The sequence below is a fragment of the Microbacterium sp. M4A5_1d genome (assembly GCF_053345465.1).
Genome location: NZ_JBKFAD010000001.1, coordinates 1,384,844 through 1,402,539 on the forward strand (window position 1 = coordinate 1,384,844; position 17,696 = coordinate 1,402,539).

The 17,696-nt window shown below is 70.6% G+C and carries 20 protein-coding genes; 13 read left to right on the forward strand and 7 right to left on the reverse strand.

The window, feature by feature from the left end; translation table 11 throughout:
* The first annotated feature begins 113 nt into the window (after positions 1 to 113).
* From ACLBWJ_RS06660 to galE, 6 genes are all read left to right on the forward strand, one after another.
* Entirely contained in the window at positions 114 to 1,037 is a 924-nt protein-coding gene (locus ACLBWJ_RS06660; protein WP_112616347.1) for a carbohydrate ABC transporter permease, read from the forward strand.
* A complete protein-coding gene (locus ACLBWJ_RS06665) occupies positions 1,034 to 1,912 on the forward strand; it encodes a carbohydrate ABC transporter permease (protein WP_112616345.1) in 879 nt (292 codons plus the stop codon). Before ACLBWJ_RS06660 ends, ACLBWJ_RS06665 begins: the two co-directional genes overlap by 4 nt.
* Positions 1,913 to 1,994: 82 nt before the next feature.
* The gene (locus ACLBWJ_RS06670) at positions 1,995 to 3,341 is read left to right on the forward strand and encodes an ABC transporter substrate-binding protein (protein WP_269267155.1); all 1,347 of its coding nucleotides are present in this window, start codon (positions 1,995 to 1,997) and stop codon (positions 3,339 to 3,341) included.
* Positions 3,342 to 3,415: 74 nt separating this feature from the next.
* The gene (arfA, locus tag ACLBWJ_RS06675) at positions 3,416 to 4,954 is read left to right on the forward strand and encodes an arabinosylfuranosidase ArfA (protein ID WP_274178323.1); all 1,539 of its coding nucleotides are present in this window, start codon (positions 3,416 to 3,418) and stop codon (positions 4,952 to 4,954) included.
* A complete protein-coding gene (locus ACLBWJ_RS06680) occupies positions 4,951 to 6,702 on the forward strand; it encodes a glycoside hydrolase family 35 protein (protein ID WP_447659948.1) in 1,752 nt (583 codons plus the stop codon). The genes arfA and ACLBWJ_RS06680 overlap by 4 nt, the downstream gene beginning before the upstream one ends.
* Positions 6,703 to 6,742: 40 nt before the next feature.
* The gene (gene galE, locus ACLBWJ_RS06685; protein WP_282502018.1) at positions 6,743 to 7,723 is read left to right on the forward strand and encodes a UDP-glucose 4-epimerase GalE; all 981 of its coding nucleotides are present in this window, start codon (positions 6,743 to 6,745) and stop codon (positions 7,721 to 7,723) included.
* Between the two features lie 82 nt (positions 7,724 to 7,805).
* On the opposite strand, the gene ACLBWJ_RS06690 is transcribed toward galE, so the two are convergent.
* Positions 7,806 to 8,789, reverse strand: coding sequence for a LacI family DNA-binding transcriptional regulator (locus ACLBWJ_RS06690; protein ID WP_323987193.1), 984 nt, complete (start codon positions 8,787 to 8,789; stop codon positions 7,806 to 7,808).
* A gap of 63 nt (positions 8,790 to 8,852) precedes the next feature.
* Between ACLBWJ_RS06690 and galT the strand changes: the two genes are divergently transcribed.
* Together galT and galK are read left to right on the forward strand one after the other, a co-directional pair.
* Entirely contained in the window at positions 8,853 to 10,013 is a 1,161-nt protein-coding gene (galT, locus tag ACLBWJ_RS06695) for a galactose-1-phosphate uridylyltransferase (RefSeq protein WP_114589247.1), read from the forward strand.
* Positions 10,010 to 11,200 carry a galactokinase gene (gene galK, locus ACLBWJ_RS06700; protein ID WP_404568304.1) on the forward strand — a complete coding sequence of 397 codons (1,191 nt, stop codon included), beginning with the start codon at positions 10,010 to 10,012 and terminating at the stop codon, positions 11,198 to 11,200. The genes galT and galK overlap by 4 nt, the downstream gene beginning before the upstream one ends.
* Before the next feature lie 59 nt (positions 11,201 to 11,259).
* Here galK and ACLBWJ_RS06705 read toward each other — a convergent pair whose 3' ends face one another.
* From ACLBWJ_RS06705 to ACLBWJ_RS06730, 6 genes are read right to left on the reverse strand one after another with little or no spacing between them, the layout of a single operon-like run.
* Positions 11,260 to 11,430 carry a CsbD family protein gene (locus tag ACLBWJ_RS06705; protein WP_023952533.1) on the reverse strand — a complete coding sequence of 57 codons (171 nt, stop codon included), beginning with the start codon at positions 11,428 to 11,430 and terminating at the stop codon, positions 11,260 to 11,262.
* A 59-nt stretch (positions 11,431 to 11,489) separates the two neighbouring features.
* Entirely contained in the window at positions 11,490 to 12,104 is a 615-nt protein-coding gene (locus ACLBWJ_RS06710) for a hypothetical protein (protein ID WP_323987191.1), read from the reverse strand.
* On the reverse strand, positions 12,101 to 12,685 hold the full coding sequence (locus tag ACLBWJ_RS06715) for a DUF6286 domain-containing protein (RefSeq protein ID WP_112616331.1): 585 nt from the start codon (positions 12,683 to 12,685) through the stop codon (positions 12,101 to 12,103). The genes ACLBWJ_RS06710 and ACLBWJ_RS06715 overlap by 4 nt, the downstream gene beginning before the upstream one ends.
* Positions 12,682 to 13,077, reverse strand: coding sequence for a hypothetical protein (locus tag ACLBWJ_RS06720; protein WP_323987189.1), 396 nt, complete (start codon positions 13,075 to 13,077; stop codon positions 12,682 to 12,684). Before ACLBWJ_RS06720 ends, ACLBWJ_RS06715 begins: the two co-directional genes overlap by 4 nt.
* Complete coding sequence (locus tag ACLBWJ_RS06725; protein ID WP_023952539.1) at positions 13,074 to 13,265, reverse strand: DUF2273 domain-containing protein; 192 nt, start codon at positions 13,263 to 13,265, stop codon at positions 13,074 to 13,076. The genes ACLBWJ_RS06720 and ACLBWJ_RS06725 overlap by 4 nt, the downstream gene beginning before the upstream one ends.
* Positions 13,262 to 13,765: an Asp23/Gls24 family envelope stress response protein gene (locus ACLBWJ_RS06730; RefSeq protein ID WP_114589121.1), complete on the reverse strand. Its 504-nt coding sequence runs from the start codon at positions 13,763 to 13,765 to the stop codon at positions 13,262 to 13,264. The genes ACLBWJ_RS06725 and ACLBWJ_RS06730 overlap by 4 nt, the downstream gene beginning before the upstream one ends.
* Positions 13,766 to 13,904: 139 nt before the next feature.
* Here ACLBWJ_RS06730 and ACLBWJ_RS06735 point away from each other — a divergent pair, with 139 nt between their 5' ends.
* From ACLBWJ_RS06735 to ACLBWJ_RS06755, 5 genes are read left to right on the forward strand one after another with little or no spacing between them, the layout of a single operon-like run.
* Positions 13,905 to 14,477 (forward strand): RNA polymerase sigma factor, encoded by a 573-nt coding sequence (locus ACLBWJ_RS06735; RefSeq protein ID WP_282502011.1) that lies wholly within the window; start codon positions 13,905 to 13,907, stop codon positions 14,475 to 14,477.
* The gene (locus ACLBWJ_RS06740) at positions 14,477 to 15,064 is read left to right on the forward strand and encodes an Asp23/Gls24 family envelope stress response protein (protein ID WP_323987187.1); all 588 of its coding nucleotides are present in this window, start codon (positions 14,477 to 14,479) and stop codon (positions 15,062 to 15,064) included. Before ACLBWJ_RS06735 ends, ACLBWJ_RS06740 begins: the two co-directional genes overlap by 1 nt.
* Positions 15,061 to 15,381, forward strand: a complete 321-nt coding sequence (locus tag ACLBWJ_RS06745; protein WP_282502009.1) for a hypothetical protein — start codon at positions 15,061 to 15,063, stop codon at positions 15,379 to 15,381. The genes ACLBWJ_RS06740 and ACLBWJ_RS06745 overlap by 4 nt, the downstream gene beginning before the upstream one ends.
* A 48-nt stretch (positions 15,382 to 15,429) precedes the next feature.
* Entirely contained in the window at positions 15,430 to 16,908 is a 1,479-nt protein-coding gene (locus ACLBWJ_RS06750; RefSeq protein ID WP_354451344.1) for a carboxylesterase/lipase family protein, read from the forward strand.
* A 26-nt stretch (positions 16,909 to 16,934) separates the two neighbouring features.
* Positions 16,935 to 17,690, forward strand: a complete 756-nt coding sequence (locus ACLBWJ_RS06755) for a hypothetical protein (RefSeq protein ID WP_447659949.1) — start codon at positions 16,935 to 16,937, stop codon at positions 17,688 to 17,690.
* Positions 17,691 to 17,696: the final 6 nt, after the last annotated feature.

Consider the following 17,696-nt stretch of genomic DNA (forward strand, 5'->3'; position numbering starts at 1 on the left):
ATGCCCGGATCCTCCTTGATGTTGACGTTGACATGCTAGCGTCTCCGAGTTATGTTTACGTCAACATCCGCGCTCAATCGGCGAGCGCCTGCATCACAGAAGAGGCACGGACGATGACGACCACAACGGCACCCCCTCCCGCCGTGCGCACCGCGCGGAAGCGGCGGCGCGTCAGCGTCGAACAGCGCGGATGGCTCTTCGTGGGGCCCTTCGCGATCGTGTTCGCCCTCGTCTTCCTCGCACCCCTCGCCTACGCGCTCTACCTCAGCTTCTTCCGTGAGCAGATCGTCGGCGGCAACGCGTTCGTCGGCTTCGAGAACTACCTGACGGCCTTCGCCGACCCGAAGCTGTGGGACGGCTTCCTCCGCGTGCTGCTGTTCCTGCTGATCCAGGTGCCGATCATGCTCGTGCTCGCCCTCGCTGCGGCCCTCGCGATCGACAGCGCGCGCCTGCACGCCTCGGGCTTCTACCGGATCATCATCTTCCTGCCCTACGCCGTGCCCGCCGTCGTCGCGGTCCTCATGTGGGGCTACATCTACGGCGACCAGTTCGGCCTCGCCGGCAACATCAACGATCTGCTCGGTGCCCAGGTCCTGCGACCCTTCCTCCCCGAGTGGATGATGGTCTCGATCGGCAACATCGTGACGTGGCAGTTCGTCGGCTACAACATGCTGATCTTCTACTCGTCGCTCAAGACCATCCCCGGTGAGCTGTACGAGGCGGCATCCCTCGACGGCGCCGGCGCCTGGCGCACGATCCTCTCGATCAAGATCCCCGCTCTGCGCGGCTCGATCGTCATCGCCACGATCTTCTCGATCATCGGCAGCTTCCAGCTCTTCAACGAGCCGAACATCCTCAAGCCCCTGGCCCCGAACACGATCACGACGTTCTTCACGCCGAACATGTACGCGTACAACCTCTCGTTCGCCGGCCAGCAGTACAACTACGCCGCCACCGTCGCGATCATCATGGGCGTCATCACGGCGGTCATCGCCTACGTCGTCCAGTTGCGCGGATCCCGTCAGGAGATGCGATGACCGCTCCCGCCCTCGCCCGCAGCACGCCGTTCGCCCGGCGGAAGTCCGTCGTGCTCACCGTCGTGATGAGCCTGTTCATCCTCTACACGCTGCTCCCGCTGTTCTGGCTGATCATCAACGCGACGAAGACCCAGGGCGACCTGTTCACGACCTTCGGCCTCTGGTTCGGCGACAGCTTCAACCTGTGGAACAACATCGTCGACACCTTCACCTACCGCGACGGCATCTTCCTCCGGTGGCTCGGCAACACGCTCCTCTACGTCGTCGTCGGCGCGGGCGGTGCAACGGTGCTCGCGACGATGGCGGGCTACGGCCTGGCGAAGTACAACTTCCGGGGGCGGAAGGCGGTCTTCGCGGTCGTCATCGGCGCCGTCGCCGTTCCCGGCACCGCCCTCGCGGTCCCCACGTTCCTCATGTTCAGCCAGCTGGGCCTGACGAACACCCCGTGGGCGATCATCATCCCCTCGCTCATCAGCCCCTTCGGCCTGTACCTGATGTGGGTGTTCGCCAGCGACGCCGTTCCCACCGAGCTGCTCGAGGCCGCTCGGATGGACGGCGCCAGCGAGATGCGCACGTTCTTCACCATCTCGACCAAGCTCCTCATGCCCGGCATCGTCACCGTGCTGCTGTTCGCGGTCGTCGCCACGTGGAACAACTACTTCCTCCCGCTCATCATGCTCAGCGACCCCGCCTGGTACCCGCTCACCGTCGGGCTCAACCAGTGGAACGCCCAGGCCACCGGAGCCGCGGCGCAGCCGATCTACAACCTGGTGATCACCGGATCGCTGCTGTCGATCATCCCGATCGTGGTGGCCTTCCTCATGCTGCAGCGCTTCTGGCAGTCCGGTCTGAGCGCCGGCAGCGTCAAGCAGTGAGCACACCCCCGAAGACCCTGTATTCCGCACCACCTGAATCCACAACAACCCGAATCCACAACAACGAAGTGAAGGAACTCCCATGACACCCATGCGCAAGGGATCGGCGCTGCGTCGCGCCGCATCCGTCGTGGCCCTGACCGCAGCCGCCGGCCTCGTGCTGGCCGCCTGCTCGTCCTCCGGCCCCGCCGCGGGCAGCGGCAACCCCGACGACCTCGACGCGGCCCTGAAGGCCGGCGGTGAGATCACCTACTGGTCGTGGACCCCGTCCGCCGAGGCGCAGGCCGAGGCGTTCATGAAGAAGTACCCCGAGGTCAAGGTCAACGTCGTCAACGCGGGCACCAACACGGAGGAGTACACCAAGCTCCAGAACGCGATCAAGGCCGGCTCGGGCGCCCCCGACGTCGTGCAGATCGAGTACTACGCCTTCCCGCAGTTCGCCCTCACCGACGGGCTGCTCGATCTCGCGCCCTACGGCTTCGGCGACCTCGAGAGCGACTACACCGCCTCGACGTGGAACTCCGTCGACTTCGACGGCAAGATCTACGGCCTCCCGCAGGACTCGGGTCCCATGGCGCTGTTCTACAACAAGGCGGTCTTCGACCAGTACGGCCTGACGGTCCCGACGACGTGGGACGAGTACATCGCCACCGCGCGTCAGCTCACCGCCGCCGACCCGACGAAGAAGATCACGAACGACACCGGTGACGCCGGCTTCGCCACCAGCATGATCTGGCAGGCGGGCGGCCAGCCGTTCTCCGCCGATGGCACCGACGTGACGATCAACGTCGCCGACGAGGGCTCGAAGAAGTGGGCCGACACCTGGAACACGCTCGTCGAGGACGACCTGATCGCCAGCACCCCGAGCTGGAGCGACGAGTGGTTCAAGGGCCTCGGCGACGGCTCGATCGCGACCCTCGTCATCGGCGCCTGGATGCCCGGCAACCTCGAGTCGTCGGTGGCCGACGCGGCGGGCGACTGGCGCGTGGCTCCCATGCCGACCTACGACGGCACCCCGGTCTCGGCCGAGAACGGCGGCGGCGGCCAGGCGGTCACGAAGCAGAGCGAGAACCCGGCCCTCGCCGCCGCGTTCCTGAAGTGGCTGAACAACGACGAGGAGAGCCTGACGATCTTCGCCGAGAGCGGCGGCTTCCCCTCGACGACCGCGCAGCTCGAGTCGGATGAGTTCCTGAACAAGGCGCCCGAGTACTTCGGCGGCCAGAAGATCAACGAGGTGCTCGTGCAGGCGGCCAAGGACGTGCGTCCGGGCTGGCAGTACCTGCCCTTCCAGGTCTACGCGAACAGCATCTTCAGCGACACCGTCGGGCAGTCCTACGCCTCGAAGTCCGACCTGAACGAGGGCCTCGCCACGTGGCAGGACCAGCTCGTGCAGTACGGCAACGACCAGGGCTTCACCGTCAACAAGTGACGCCCGACGAGGGGCGGGTCGCATCGAGCTTCGGTCCGGCCCGCCCCTCGCCATGTCCCCCCAGGAGAAGAGCAATGACCTCCCCCACCCGCATCTCGCTCGACACGGCCGCACCCGGGCCCGTTGTCCCGCGCCGACTCTTCGGCACCTTCGTCGAGCACATGGGCCGCTGCGTCTACGACGGCATCTTCGAGCCGGGTCACGCCACGGCCGACGACGCCGGCTTCCGCGCCGACGTCCTCGAGCTCGTGCGCGAGCTGGGCGCGACCGTCGTGCGCTATCCCGGGGGCAACTTCGTCTCGGGCTACCGGTGGGAGGACGGCGTCGGCCCGCGCGGCCAGCGCCCCGTGCGCCTGGATGCCGCATGGCACAGCACCGAGACCAACCAGGTCGGGCTGCACGAGTTCGCCGCGTGGGCCGAGCAGGCGGGGCTCGAGCTCATGGAGGCCGTGAACCTCGGCACGCGCGGCGTCGCCGAGGCCGCCGACCTGCTCGAGTACGCCAATCACCCGGGCGGCACCGCCCTGTCGGAGCGCCGCCGCGAGAACGGGCGCGCCGAGCCCTTCGGCATCCGGCTCTGGTGCCTGGGCAACGAGATGGACGGCCCCTGGCAGATCGGCCACAAGACCGCCGACGAGTACGGCCGCCTCGCCGCCGAGAGCGCCCGGCTCATGCGGTTCATTCATCCCGACATCGAGCTCGTCGCCGCGGGCAGCTCGAACCACGAGATGCCGACCTTCGGCGAGTGGGAGCGCACCGTGCTCCGTCACACCGCGGGGCTCGTCGACCACATCTCCGTGCACGCCTACTACGAGGAGACCCCGGGCGACCCCGCGAGCTTCCTCGCCTCCGGCGCCGCCCTCGACGCCTACATCGGCGAGGTCGCCGGCATCATCGACGAGGTGCGCGCCGAGCGCGGCATCACCGACCCCATCGGCATCAGCGTCGACGAGTGGAACGTCTGGAACCAGACCCGCTGGAACGAGGTCGACAAGCCCGAGGTGTTCACGGGCGACTGGCCCGTCGCCCCGCGCCTCATCGAGGACGACTACACCGTCACGGATGCCGTCGTCGTCGGGTCCCTCCTCATCACGATGCTCCGCCGCGCCGACCGCGTCTCGATGGCGAATCTCGCGCAGCTCGTCAACGTCATCGCGCCGATCCGCACCGAGCCGGGCGGCGCGGCCTGGCGGCAGACCACCTTCTTCCCCTTCCAGCTGACCGCGGCCGCGGCATCCGGCCACGTCGTGGTGCCGGTCATCGACACTGGCGTCATCCCGACCGCGCGCTACGGCGACGTGGGCGCCGTCGACGCCGTTGCGACGATCGCCGGCGACGAGCTGTCGATCTTCCTCGTGCACCGCGGACTCGACGCCGAGACACCCGTCACGATCGATCTCGACCGCTCGGCCGCGAGCGCGGAGGCGCTCGTGCTGACCGTCCCCGCCGGCGGCGACCGGCACACCGTCAACAGCGCGTCGTCGCAGCCCGTCGCGCCGGCATCCCTCGCCGTCGACATCCGCGACAGCGCCGTGACCCTGACCCTTCCCCCGCTCTCCTGGGCGCGCGTGACCGTGCGCCTGAACCCCGGAACGAATCGAGTGACCGCGTGACGACCTTCAGCATCGGCGAGACCGACTTCCTCCTCGACGGGCGCCCCCACCGGGTCTTCGCGGGAGCCCTGCACTACTTCCGCATCCACCCGGACCACTGGGCCGACCGCATCCGCAAGGCGCGGCTCATGGGGCTCAACACGATCGAGACGTACGTCGCCTGGAACGCCCACGAGCCGGTGCGCGGCGAATGGGATGCCACGGGCTGGAACGACCTGGGGCGCTTCCTCGACCTCATCGCGGCGGAGGGCATGCATGCGATCGTGCGCCCCGGCCCGTACATCTGCGCCGAGTGGCACAACGGCGGACTTCCGGTGTGGCTCACCAGCACGCCCGGCATCGGGCTGCGCCGTTCCGAGCCGCAGTACCTCGAGGCGGTGAGCACCTACCTGCGCCGGGTCTACGAGATCGTCGCCCCGCGTCAGATCGATCGCGGCGGCAACGTCGTGCTCGTGCAGATCGAGAACGAGTACGGCGCCTACGGCTCGGACCACGACTATCTCCGCACGCTCACCGAGCTCACCCGTGCCTGCGACATCACCGTGCCGCTGACGACCGTCGACCAGCCCGAGCCTCACATGCTCGCGGCCGGAACGCTGCCCGACCTGCACACGACCGGATCGTTCGGCTCGCGCGCCACTGAGCGCCTCGCGACGCTGCGCGAGCACCAGCCGACCGGGCCGCTCATGTGCTCGGAGTTCTGGGACGGCTGGTTCGACTGGTGGGGCGGGGTGCACCACACCACGGATGCCGCGGCCTCGGCATCCGAGCTCGACGCGTTGCTCGCCGCCGGAGCGTCGGTGAACATCTACATGCTCCACGGCGGCACGAACTTCGGCACCACGAACGGCGCGAACGACAAGGGCCGCTACGCCCCCATCGTCACCTCGTACGACTACGACGCTCCGCTGGACGAATCGGGCCACCCGACCGAGAAGTACCACGCGTTCCGCGAGGTCATCGCCCGGTACGCCCCGGTACCTGACGAGGTGCCGCCCGCGCGGCCCGAGGCTCCCGTCCTGTCGGTCCCGCTGCGGTCCACGGGTGACTGGCTTCCCGCGACGGGTGCTGACAGCGGCGCGGTCGACGCTCCTCCCACGTTCGAAGAGCTCGGACAGCTCGGGCCCCTCGTGCGTTACGACATCGCGCTGCCCGCCGAGCCGTTCGGTGATTCCGACAGCGCCGTGCTCGCCTTCGCGGAGGTCCGCGACCTCGCCTGGGTCGCCGTCGACGGCGCGCCGATCGGCCGCCTGCAGCGCGCGCTGCACGAGCGGTCGCTGCCGATCCCCCGCGGGTCGCGGCTGACGGTGCTGGTCGAGGACCAGGGCCGCGTGAACTACGACGTCCGCCTCGGCGAGAACAAGGGTCTCGTCGGCCCCGTCACCCTCGGCGGCCACGAGCTGACCGGCTGGTCGGCGCAGCCCGTCGACCTCGCGGCCGCCGCTGCGGGCATCGCCGGTGCATCCGAGCACGCCGTCGCCGGACGCACCGGCCTCGTGGGCACGTTCGATCTCGATGAGCCCGCTGACCTCTTCCTCGACACGGATGCCTGGAGCAAGGGGTACGCGTTCGTGAACGGGTTCTTCCTCGGCCGGTACTGGCGCAGCGGCCCGCAGCGCACGCTCTACGTTCCCGCTCCCGCGACCCGCGCCGGAGCGAACGAGGTCGTCGTCGTCGAGCTCGAGCACGTCATCGACCCCGTCGCCGCGTTCGTCGCCGCGCCCGACCTCGGCCACCGCGAGGAGTGAGCGTGAGGGAGCCCCGCCGCGATCGGGCAGGATGGATGTCATGAGCTGGATGGTCACCGGTGGTGCTGGATACATCGGCGCGCATGTCGTGCGCGCCCTCGCCGCGGCGGGTCTCGACCCCGTCGTCCTCGACGATCTGTCGAGCGGGCACGCGGGGTTCGTCCCCGAGGGCGTGCCGTTCGTCCGCGGCTCGATCCTCGACCGTCCGCTCGTCGAGGGCGCGCTGCGCGAGCACGGCGTCGAGGGCGTCATCCACGTCGCCGGCTACAAGTACGCCGGAGTCTCGGTGACCCGCCCCCTGCACACCTACGCGCAGAACGTCGAGGGCACGCGGATCGTGCTCGAGGCGATGGAGACCGCGGGCGTCGACAAGATCGTCTTCTCCTCCAGCGCCGCCGTCTACGGCACCCCCGACGTGCCGCTCGTCACGGAGGACCTGCCCAAGCGTCCCGCGTCGCCCTACGGCGAGTCGAAGCTCATCGGCGAGTGGCTCCTGCGCGATCAGGCCGTCGCGACCGTGGACTCCCCCGCACCCCTGCGCCACACCTCGCTGCGCTACTTCAACGTCGTGGGCTCGGGCGACCCGTCCGTCTACGACACGAGCCCCCACAACCTCTTCCCCATCGTCTTCGAGAAGCTGATCGCCGGTGAGACCCCGCAGATCAACGGCGACGACTACGACACCGAAGACGGCACGAACGTGCGCGACTACGTCCACGTCGCCGACATCGCCGCGGCCCACGTCGTCGCCGCCCAGCGCCTCGCCGCCGGTGAGAGCGTCGAGCCGGCCTACAACCTCGGGTCGCAGAACGGCCTCTCGGTCCGCGAGATCATGGACGCGATGGCCCGGGTGACCGGCATCGACTTCACGCCGAGAGTCGGCCCCCGCCGGCCCGGCGACCCCGACCGCATCGTCGCCACCGGAGAGCTCGCCGCCCGCGACCTCGAATGGGCGAATCGCTACTCGGTCGACGAGATGGTCCGCACCGGCTGGGAGGCCCGCCGCGCGGCATCCGTCTGACCCGCTCGCCGAGCGCGGGGATCAGGCGCAGTTCCGGGGATGACGCGCGGTTCGAACCGCGTCGGACACCCGAAACTGCGCCTCATTCCGCCGCGAAACCGCGTACCGAGCTCGCGCGGACCACGAGTTCCGTGGGAACGGTGCGCAACGCGGCCGTTGAGCCCGACTCGATGACCTCCACGAGCGCCTCGACGGCGCGGGCGCCGAGGGCGTCGAAGTCCTGGCGGACGGTCGTCAGCGGAGGCCGGTACTCCGCGGCATCCACGACGTCGTCGAACCCGACGATCGCGACGTCGTCCGGCACAGCGCGACCGGCGTCGCTGAACGCCCGCAGCAGGCCGAGCGCCATCTGGTCGTTGGCGGCGAACACCGCCGTGGCGCCCGCGAGCCCCGCTCCCGCCGCGTGACCGCCGCGCGAGGTCCAGTCGCCGCGGACGACCTCGGGCGCGACGGCATCCGCGTCGATCAGCGCCTCGCGCCAGCCGCGTTCGCGCTCTTGCGCCGCGAACGACGCCTCGGGCCCCGCGAGGTGGTGCACCGTCGCGTGCCCCAGCTCGAGCAGATGCCGCGTCGCCAACCGGGCGCCGCCCGCGTGATCGGTCTGCACGATCGCGAAGCGCTCGTCGGGCGGCGAGTCGACGACGACGAGACGCAGGTCGGCGGGCGGTGCGGTGTCACGAGCGAGCCGCGTCGCCTCGTTGAGCACGACCGCCCCGTCGACGCCCTGGTCGCGCAGCTGCGCGAAGGCCTCCGCGATGTCACGCGCCCCGGCGACCGTCACCACGGCGAGGGCGTAGTCGCGCTCGCTCGCCGCGTCGGCGATGGCCTGCAGCATGCGGGAGTTGCCGACCGAGGCGAGCGTCGAGACGACGAGGCCGATCGTGCGGGTCTGGCCGGTGCGCAGGGCCCGGGCGGCGCGATGCATGCGGTAGCCGAGCGCCGCCATGGACGCCTCGACGCGGGCCCGCGTCGCGGGGTCGACGCGCGGGCTGCCGTTGGCCACGCGCGAGACGGTCTGCGCCGAGACGCCCGCGTGGGCCGCCACCTGGGCCATCGACACGCGCATGCCGGTCCTTTCGTCGGGTGTGTTGACGATAGCACGGCCGGAATGTAGCGTGTTATCGTGAACATCAGCGCTCCTCCCGCCGTGCCGCTCGGCGCGGGCGTCGTCAAACGCTCCACGCGACTCGACGACGGCCGCGAGCTCATCTACTACGACGACCCCGAGACAACGCTCGGCCCCGAGCGAGCGGTCGACGCCCGCACCCTCGACCCGCGCCCCGAGACCGCGACGATGCGGCAGGACGTCCTGACGGGTGACTGGATCTCGATCGCCGCATCACGGCAGAACCGCGCCTTCCTGCCCCCGGCCGAGCTCGACCCGCTCGCCCCGCAGACACCCACCAACCCTTCCGAGATCCCGTCGCGCTACGACGTCGCCGTCTTCGAGAACAAGTCGCCATCGTTCGGTCCCGCCCTCGCCGAGGCGTTCGGCGGCGCGCCCGCGGCATCCGATCCTCCCCGCGGCATCGATGACCTCGCCCACCTCGGCCTCGGCCGCACCCGCACGAGCGTCGGACGCACCGAGGTCGTGTGCTTCTCTCCCGAGCACGCCGGATCGTTCGGCACCCAGACGGTCACCCGCGCCCGCACCGTCATCGAGGCGTGGGCCGACCGCACGGCCGCGCTCTCGACGCTCCCCGGCATCGAGCAGGTGTTCCCGTTCGAGAACCGCGGCGAGGCGATCGGCGTCACCCTGCCGCATCCGCACGGGCAGATCTACGCCTACCCGTACATCACGCCCCGCACGACCCGCTTGCTCGACTCGATCGACCGCACGGCTCCCGACCTGTTCCAGCGCATCCTCGAGTTCGAGCAGGCCGGCCCGCGGGTCGTGCTCCGCGGCGAGCACTGGACGGCGTTCGTCCCGTTCGCCGCGCGCTGGCCGATCGAGGTGCACCTGCTCCCCCACCGGCACGTCGCCGACTTCGCCGAGACGAACGACGCCGAGCGAGACGAACTCGCCCCGCTCTACCTGCGCCTGCTGCGCGGCATCGACGCGCTGTACGACACCCCGACGCCATACATCGCCGCGTGGCACCAGGCTCCGGTCCGCCATGCGCGCGACACCGCGCGTCTGCACCTGCAGCTCACGAGCCCGCGCCGCGCCGCCGACAAGCTCAAGTTCCTCGCCGGTTCCGAGGCGGCCATGGGCGCCTGGATCGGCGACATCCCGCCCGAGACCGCGGCCGCGCGTATCCGCGAGGCCGTAGAAGGAGTGACCCTGTGACCGACACCGATCCGCGCACCGATGCGCGCGACCTCCTGACCTCGCTCGGCGCGACCGCGACGAGCGAGTGGTCGGCGCCCGGCCGCGTCAACCTCATCGGCGAGCACACCGACTACAACGACGGCTTCGTGTTCCCGTTCGCCACGCCCCACCGCACGCACGTGGCGCTCGCTACCCGCGACGACGGCCGGCTGCGCGTCATCTCGACGTTCGACACGGTGCCGGTAGAGGTGGCGATCGCCGACCTCGACGCGATCTTCCCGACCACAGGTGGCGAGCACGCCGTGCCCGAGTGGTCCGCATACCCGCTCGGCGTCGCCTGGGCATTGATCCAGGCCGCCGGCGCAGACCCGACCGCGCTGACCGGCGCCGATCTCGCGTTCGCGTCGAACGTGCCGGTCGGCGCAGGCCTGTCGTCGTCCGCGGCGATCGAGGGCGCCACCGCCTCAGCACTCAACGAGCTGTGGAACCTCGGACTCGACTCCGTCGCGCTCGCGCAGGTGGGCCGTCGCGCCGAGAACGAGGCCGTCGGCGCTCCCACCGGAATCATGGACCAGATGGCGTCGATGCTCGGCGAGCCGGATGCCGCCACCTTCCTCGACTGCCGTTCGCTCGAGACCGATGAGGTCGAGCTCGGCTTCGCCGCCACGGGGCTCACGCTGCTGGTCATGGACACCAACGTCAAGCACGCGCACTCCACCGGTGGCTACGGCGAGCGCCGCGCTTCGTGCGAGAAGGGCGCGCGGGTCATGGGCGTCCCGATGCTGCGCGACCTGTCGGTCGGCGACCTCGACCGTGCCGCCGAGCTGCTCGACGACGTCACTTTCCGCCGGGTCCGCCACATCGTCACCGAGAACCAGCGTGTGCTCGACACGGTGCAGACCCTCCGGGAGCAGGGGCCACGAGCGATCGGGTCGCTGCTGGACGCCTCGCACGCCTCGATGCGCGACGACTTCGAGATCTCCGTCCCCGAGCTCGACCTCGCCGTCGAGACCGCCCGCGCGGCCGGCGCCATCGGCGCGCGCATGACCGGCGGCGGCTTCGGCGGTGCGGCGATCGCACTCGTCGAGACCGCCGCCGTCGACGACGTGGCTGATGCCGTCGAGAAGGCGTTCGCTGCCGCCGGGTACGCGACCCCGACGATCTTCCCCGTCAGCCCGTCGGCCGGCGCGCGCCGCGACAGCTGACGCGACGAGACCACAAGAGGGGGATGCCGACACGGCATCCCCCTCTGCAGTCACGCGGCTTACTTGAAGGCGTCCTTGACGTCTTCGCCCGTCTTCTTCGCCTCGGCCTTGACCTGATCGGCCTTGCCCTCGGCTTCGAGCTTGTCGTTGTCTGTCGCCTTGCCGATGGCTTCCTTCGCCTTGCCGGCGATGTCCTGGGCGGCGTTCTTGATCTTGTCGTCGAGACCCATGATGGGCTCCTCTCTTTCGGTGGTGGCGCCCCGCGGGCGGGGCTGTGGACGTGCGCGATTCAGGACAGGCGGCGCTGGTCGTGCGCCAGCTTCGCGCGCAGCCCGGTGTGGATGGAGATGTAGGTCGTGAGCTGCTGACCCGTCAGCGTGCCGAGGTTGCCGACGAGACGTTCGACGGTCTCGGCCACGTGCAGCGGCGAGGTGTTCTGCCGCGGGGTCACGCTGACGTGCAGCACGGGCTGCTTCTTGATGTCGTTCGCGGTGACGCGGGCACTGAGGATCTCGTCGCGGTCGGCCAGCGCGTTCTTCAGCGCATCCGCCGCGAAGCCCTCCGTGACCGTGATGCGGCCGAGGTCGCTCTCCGCCCCGGTCGCCCGGAGCGCGGTCCGGCGGCGGCCGTGGATGCTGCGCACGACCAGCACGATCAGCAGCACGACCAGCAGCGCGAGCGCGGCGAGCACGCCGACGGCGAGCCAGGTGAGGCTCGTGGCCGCGATGACGGTGGCATCCCACGCCTGCTTCGCCCAGTCCTCGGCCCCGGATCCGACCGAGGTCCAGGTGTCGGCGGCCGCCGGCCACACCGCGCCGGCGATGATTCCGCCGCCGACGACGACGAGCACCAGTCCCAGGATCAGGAGGATCGTGCGGTTGACCGCGCGATTGGTGTTGTTCATGCGTTCTCCTCCTGTTCGCGGGGCCGCTCGATCCGCACCGCCGTGCGCAGCTTCGACGCGAGTCGATACGACTCCAGCTCCGCATCCGCGAGGGCGCGGACCTGCGTCTCGTCGACGGGGACTCCCACCGCAGGGGTGAGGGTCACGTCGACCGAGCGGTGTCCGACACCGACCCGCACCTGGTCGCGGGGCAGTCCGCTCTCGTCGCTGACCCGCTGCGCGATCGCCGAGGCGATCACGCCGTTGTCGGCGACGACGGCGCTCTCGCCGACGACGAGCTGGTGCTTCGACAGGCGGCCCGGGGCGACGGCGAGCACCACGAGGACCACGCCGAGCACCGCGATGACGGCGCCGATGGCGACGCTGACGCCGACCGGTACCTCCGTCGGGAGACCGACGACCCACCCGAAGGCAGCGGCGGGTCCGAGGAGAAGCGCCGGCTGACCCGCGAGGTTCAGCACGATCTCCGTGCCGACGTAGATCAGCGCGAGGATGACGAGGACGACGGCGACGATCATCGCGACGGTGCGCGGCGAGTGCGTCTCACGTCGCACGACGCGGCGCAGCACGGGACTGCTCATCGGACTCTCCTCCTTGCGGGTGTCGTGGCACCGGTGACGGTGATGTCGACGCGGGTGACGGGTTTACCCAGCACGCGGCCGAGCTCTTCCTGCACGCGGTGCTGGGCCTCACGGGCGATGTCGACGACGACTCCGGCGGCTCGTACCGCTTCGGTGTCGTCGAGCGACGGGACGGGGAACGGCGCCTGGATGCGGACGGCCACCCCACCCCGGTGATCGGATGCCGTGACCGACACGCGGTCGACGTCCACTCCGATGACCTGGGATGCGATCTGTTCCGAGACCTTCCGCACCACGCGCTCGCGCACAACGACCCGTCCGGCGAGACCGGACGCCCCGCCGGCGGCGGCCGTGACGCCGCCACCGGGACGGATGGCCTCTGCAACGGTCATGACGAGGTGCGCCGACCTGTCAGCACGTCGGCCAGCCCGCGGACGTCGAGCTTGCCGGACGCGATGCGACCGACCGCCGCGCCGATCGCCATGAAGAGGGCGACGAGGAGGAATCCCCAGAAGCCGAACAACAGGGCGGCGGCGGCGAGGATGGCGCCGATCAGCGCACCCGAGACGGTGGCACTCATGCGACGCGCGACTCGGACTCGTTGTCGTCGTCGTCAGCGCCGGCGATGTGCACGTCGTTGACCTCGACGTTGACCTCGACGACCTCGAGGCCCACGAGACGGCTGATGGCACCGGCGACGGCGGCGCGGACGTTGTCGGCGACCTCCTGGATCGGCGCCGGGTACTCGACGACGATCGTGAGGTCGGCGGCGGCCTGGGTCTCGCCGACCTCCACCTTCACGCCCTGCGACAGGTCGGTGGCGTTGATGGCGTCGCGGATCGCACCGAAGGCGCGTGCTCCGCCGCCACCGAGCGCGTAGACACCGGCGACCTCACGCGCCGCGATGCCGGCGACCTTCGCCACGACGCCGTCGGCGATCGTCGTCTTGCCCGCGGCGTCGGTGTCGGCCGGGACGCGCGACGACGAGAACGTGCGGTCGACGCGCGAAGCCTGCGGCGCGGCAGCCTGCGACTTCGTGGTCTCAGCAGCGGGGGCGGTGTTCTTCTGGTCCTCAGCCATGACGTTTCCTTATCTGTCTGCGTTGTCCGATGCAAGCTCTCGGCTCGTCATTCGGTGAGCGTTACGTTCGCTCTACAGATAAGAGGGCGGCTCATCCGGATTCGTCACAAAAAAGTTCGAGAAGTTTTCTAGGGGAACGATGCGAGCCGAAGACAGCGGGTCGGACACCGACCTGCAGGCCGCGCCCGACGGCATCCTGGCTGCCCGCGCGGCATCCGGCGACGCCGACGCGTTCGATGTCCTCCTCCACCGTCACTCCCGCCTCGTGCGCGCCTACGTGTACCGCATCGTCGGCACCCTCTCGGAGACGGACGACGTCGTGCAGGAGGCGTTCCTCACCGCGTGGCGGCAGCTGTCCACCCTGCGTGACCCGAACGCCGTGAAGGCGTGGCTCATGAAGATCGCGAGCCGCGAGGCGTACGCGCATCTCAGGAAGCGCCCCGACCATGACACACTGGACGGATTCGACAGAGCCGCGGAGGCGAGCCTCCTCCCCGAGGCGGCCGCCATCCGCAACGCACAGTTGCAAGCGCTCTCTCTTGCACTCGATGCGCTGCCGGAAGCCCAACGCCGCTGCTGGCTGCTCCGAGAAGTCGGGTCGCTCAGCTATACCGAGATCGCAGAAGAGATGAACCTCCCTCTCAGCACCGTTCGAGGAAACCTGTCCCGCGCCCGCGCCAGCATCACGATCCAGATGGCGGGGTGGCGTTGATGGATGCCGCCGACGTGACTCTCGAGTGCGGCAAGACGATCGACGAGATCAGTGACTACCTCGACAGCGGTCGCTCGCCGTACGACCCCGAGATCGAGACCTGTCCCGACTGCCTCAACGCCCTCGATGCCCTCGAACGGGCGGGGCGGTTGTCACGTGATCTCATCGCGGCGGATGCCGCCGAGATGCCCGAGCCCTCGGAGAACTGGTTCCACGGTGTGATGGACGCCGTACGCGCCGAGCTGCGAGCCGGTCGCTCGATCCCGCTGTCGCATCCCGATCCGCGGGTCTCGATGACCGTCACCGAGGGAGCCGTGCAAGCGCTCATCCGAGCCAGCGGCGACGCGATCGACGGCGTCTTCATCGGCCATTCGCGCATCGTCGGCGACGTCGAGGTGCCCGATGCGCCGATCGCCGTCGACATCACCGCGTCGGTCGCCTGGGGCGAGTCGCTGCCGACCGCCGCCGGAGCGGTCCGCCGAGCGGTGTCCGAGGCGCTCGCCCAGCACACCGAGCTGAACATCACCGCCATCGACGTCACCGTCGAAGACCTCCACCGTCCCTTCCCGCCCAAGGACATCGCATGATCGAGCCCGTCTCCGTCGTCGGCCCGTCGGCTCCGCGCCCCCTCGTCGAGGTGCCCGGGGTCAGCGCCGTGCACGATCCGCGCCCGCCGCTGACCCGCGTGCTCGGAGCGGCGGCCACGGCGCTCCGCCGAGAAGCGGCGGCTCCGACGAACGACATCCTCGTCTCGGCCGACGGCGAGGTGGTGACCGCGGCAGCCGCCATCTCCGTCGCCGCATCCGCGCGCACTCCCGAGGTGGCCCGCGCCGTCGCCGACGAACTCCGCGTGCAGTATCCGACCGTCGACCGGATCACGGTGCAGGTCCGCCGCATTGCCTGACCCGCAGCCGCCTCACCGAGGCGCCGCCGAGTCCGCTAGCTTCGGATCGTGACAGCGAGCGTCTCGGCATCCCTCTCCAGCGGTGAGGTGCGCGGCACGCGTCGCCCCGACGGCACTCTCGCGTTCCTCGGCATCCCGTACGCGAAGGCCCCGACCGGCACGCTGCGGTTCGCCGAGCCCGCGCCCGTCGAGCCGTGGGACGGCGTCCGCGACGCGACCGCCTACGGACCGACGCCGCAGCGCGGGAACGACGCCGACACCCTCATCCCCGAGCCGTCGATCCCGGGCGACGACACCCTGTCGGTCAACGTCTTCGCGCCCGACTCGCCCGCGCGGGCGGGCGGCGCACGGCATCCGGTGCTCGTCTACATCCACGGCGGAGCCTTCGTGCAGGGTTCGCCCGCGAGCCCCTGGTACGACGGCGGCTCGTTCGCGCGGGCGGGCATCGTCGTGGTGACGGTCTCGTACCGGCTGGGCTTCGACGGCTTCGGCCTCCTTCCCGGAGCCCCGACGAACCGCGCGGTGCGCGACTGGATCGCCGCCCTCGAGTGGGTGCGGGCGAACGTGTCCGCCTTCGGCGGGGATCCGGATGATGTCACGATCGCCGGGCAGTCCGCGGGCGGCGGCGCGGTGCTCACCCTGCTCGGGATGCCGGATGCTCAACACCTGTTCCGCCGTGTGCTGGCGATCTCGGCGGCCCTGACGAACGTGCCGCCCGCCCGGGCCGCGACGGCGACAGGCCGGCTCGCCGCGCGCCTCGGCATCGCCCCGACACGCGAGGCGTTCGCCGGCGTCGACGAGCTCACGGTGCTCACGGCGCAGCAAGCTCTCGAGTCGGAGCGGCACGGCAGCATCATCGCCTCGGTGCGCTCGCGGCTCGCCGAAGGGCTCACGTGGGGTCCGGTCGTCGACGGCGAGCTCATCCCGCGCCCCACCCTCGACGCACTCGCGGCCGGCGTCGGCGCGGACAAGACGCTCGTGCTCGGCACCACTGACGACGAGTTCACGATGATCACCGACGGGGTCGCCGGCCCGTTGCGTTTCGTCCCGCCGGCGCTCGCGCTGGCCGCCCTCGGGGTCGGCCACGCGATGCGCTGGCGCTACATCCGCGACAACCGCGCGCAGCGACGACTCGGCACCGCCGCGTTCCTCGGCCGTTACGCCACCGACCGCATCTTCCGCGACACCGTGCCGCTCGTCGCCCGGGCACGAAGCGGCTCGCCGACGTGGGCCTACCGGTTCAGCTGGCCCTCCCCGACCAAGCGCTGGGCGCTGCACTGCCTCGATGTGCCGTTCTGGTGGGACGTCCTCGACGCCGACGGCGTCGCGAGGCTCGCGGGGCCGCACCCGCCGCAGGAGCTGGCCGATGCGATGCACGGCGCCGCCGTGTCGTTCGTGCGGACCGGCGACCCGGGCTGGCCGCGATGGACGCCGGACGAGCGGGCGACCCGCATGTTCGGCGCCGCGCCGTCGGTGCCGACGGTCGCGGCCGACGGCTACGCGTCGGTGCGGGCGCTCGTCGACTGACGGGGTACGGGTGAGAGCAGAAGACGATGCGTGAGAGCTCCGCCGCCTCCGCGGCCCGCGAACTCGTGGAGTCCGGGCGCGGATTCGACGCCGCGCTGATCGAGCGCGCCGCCTTCGCCGACGAACCGGCGGTCCAGGATCTGCTGGACGCGTCGGACGAAGAGCGCCGCCGCCCGGTCGGCCGCGGGTCGATGTTCCGCTCACTGGGCGTCGCACTGCTGGAGTTCCTGCCGATCATCGCCGCCGGGGTCGTCGTGATCCCCGCCCGAACGGCATCCGACCTGACCGTGCCGACCCTCGTCGCCGCTGCGCTGGCGATCGTGGCGGCGGCATCGCGTCCGGTGCTGTGGCGGCAGCTGGCGAGCGGGCGCGCCGAGGCGAACGGTTCCCAGCTGTCCATCAATGCCATCTCGGTGCTCTTCGCCGCGTTCGCGATCCTCATCGTCGCGCTGCGCTCCGATGACGCCGGCGCCTCCGGCCTCACCATCGGCGCCTTCGCCGTGCAGGGCATCGCGTCCGCCGTCACCGTCGCCACCATCGTCCGAGCTGGGCGTCGCGCCGGAGGGTCTTCGACTCCGCGCACGGGAGTCGAGGCCCTGCGCGCCGCCGTCGGCGCGCTGCCGGCCGCGCGACAGGAGCGGGCACGGGAAGACATCGCCACCGCATTGCGCGTGGCGGTCGACGGCGGCATCCTGAGCGAATCGGATGCCGCCATCCTGACGCGAGCGCCGCTCGGCGGTCTCACCCGAGCCCACTGGGCCCTGTCGCAGACGCGCCGCTGACGACGC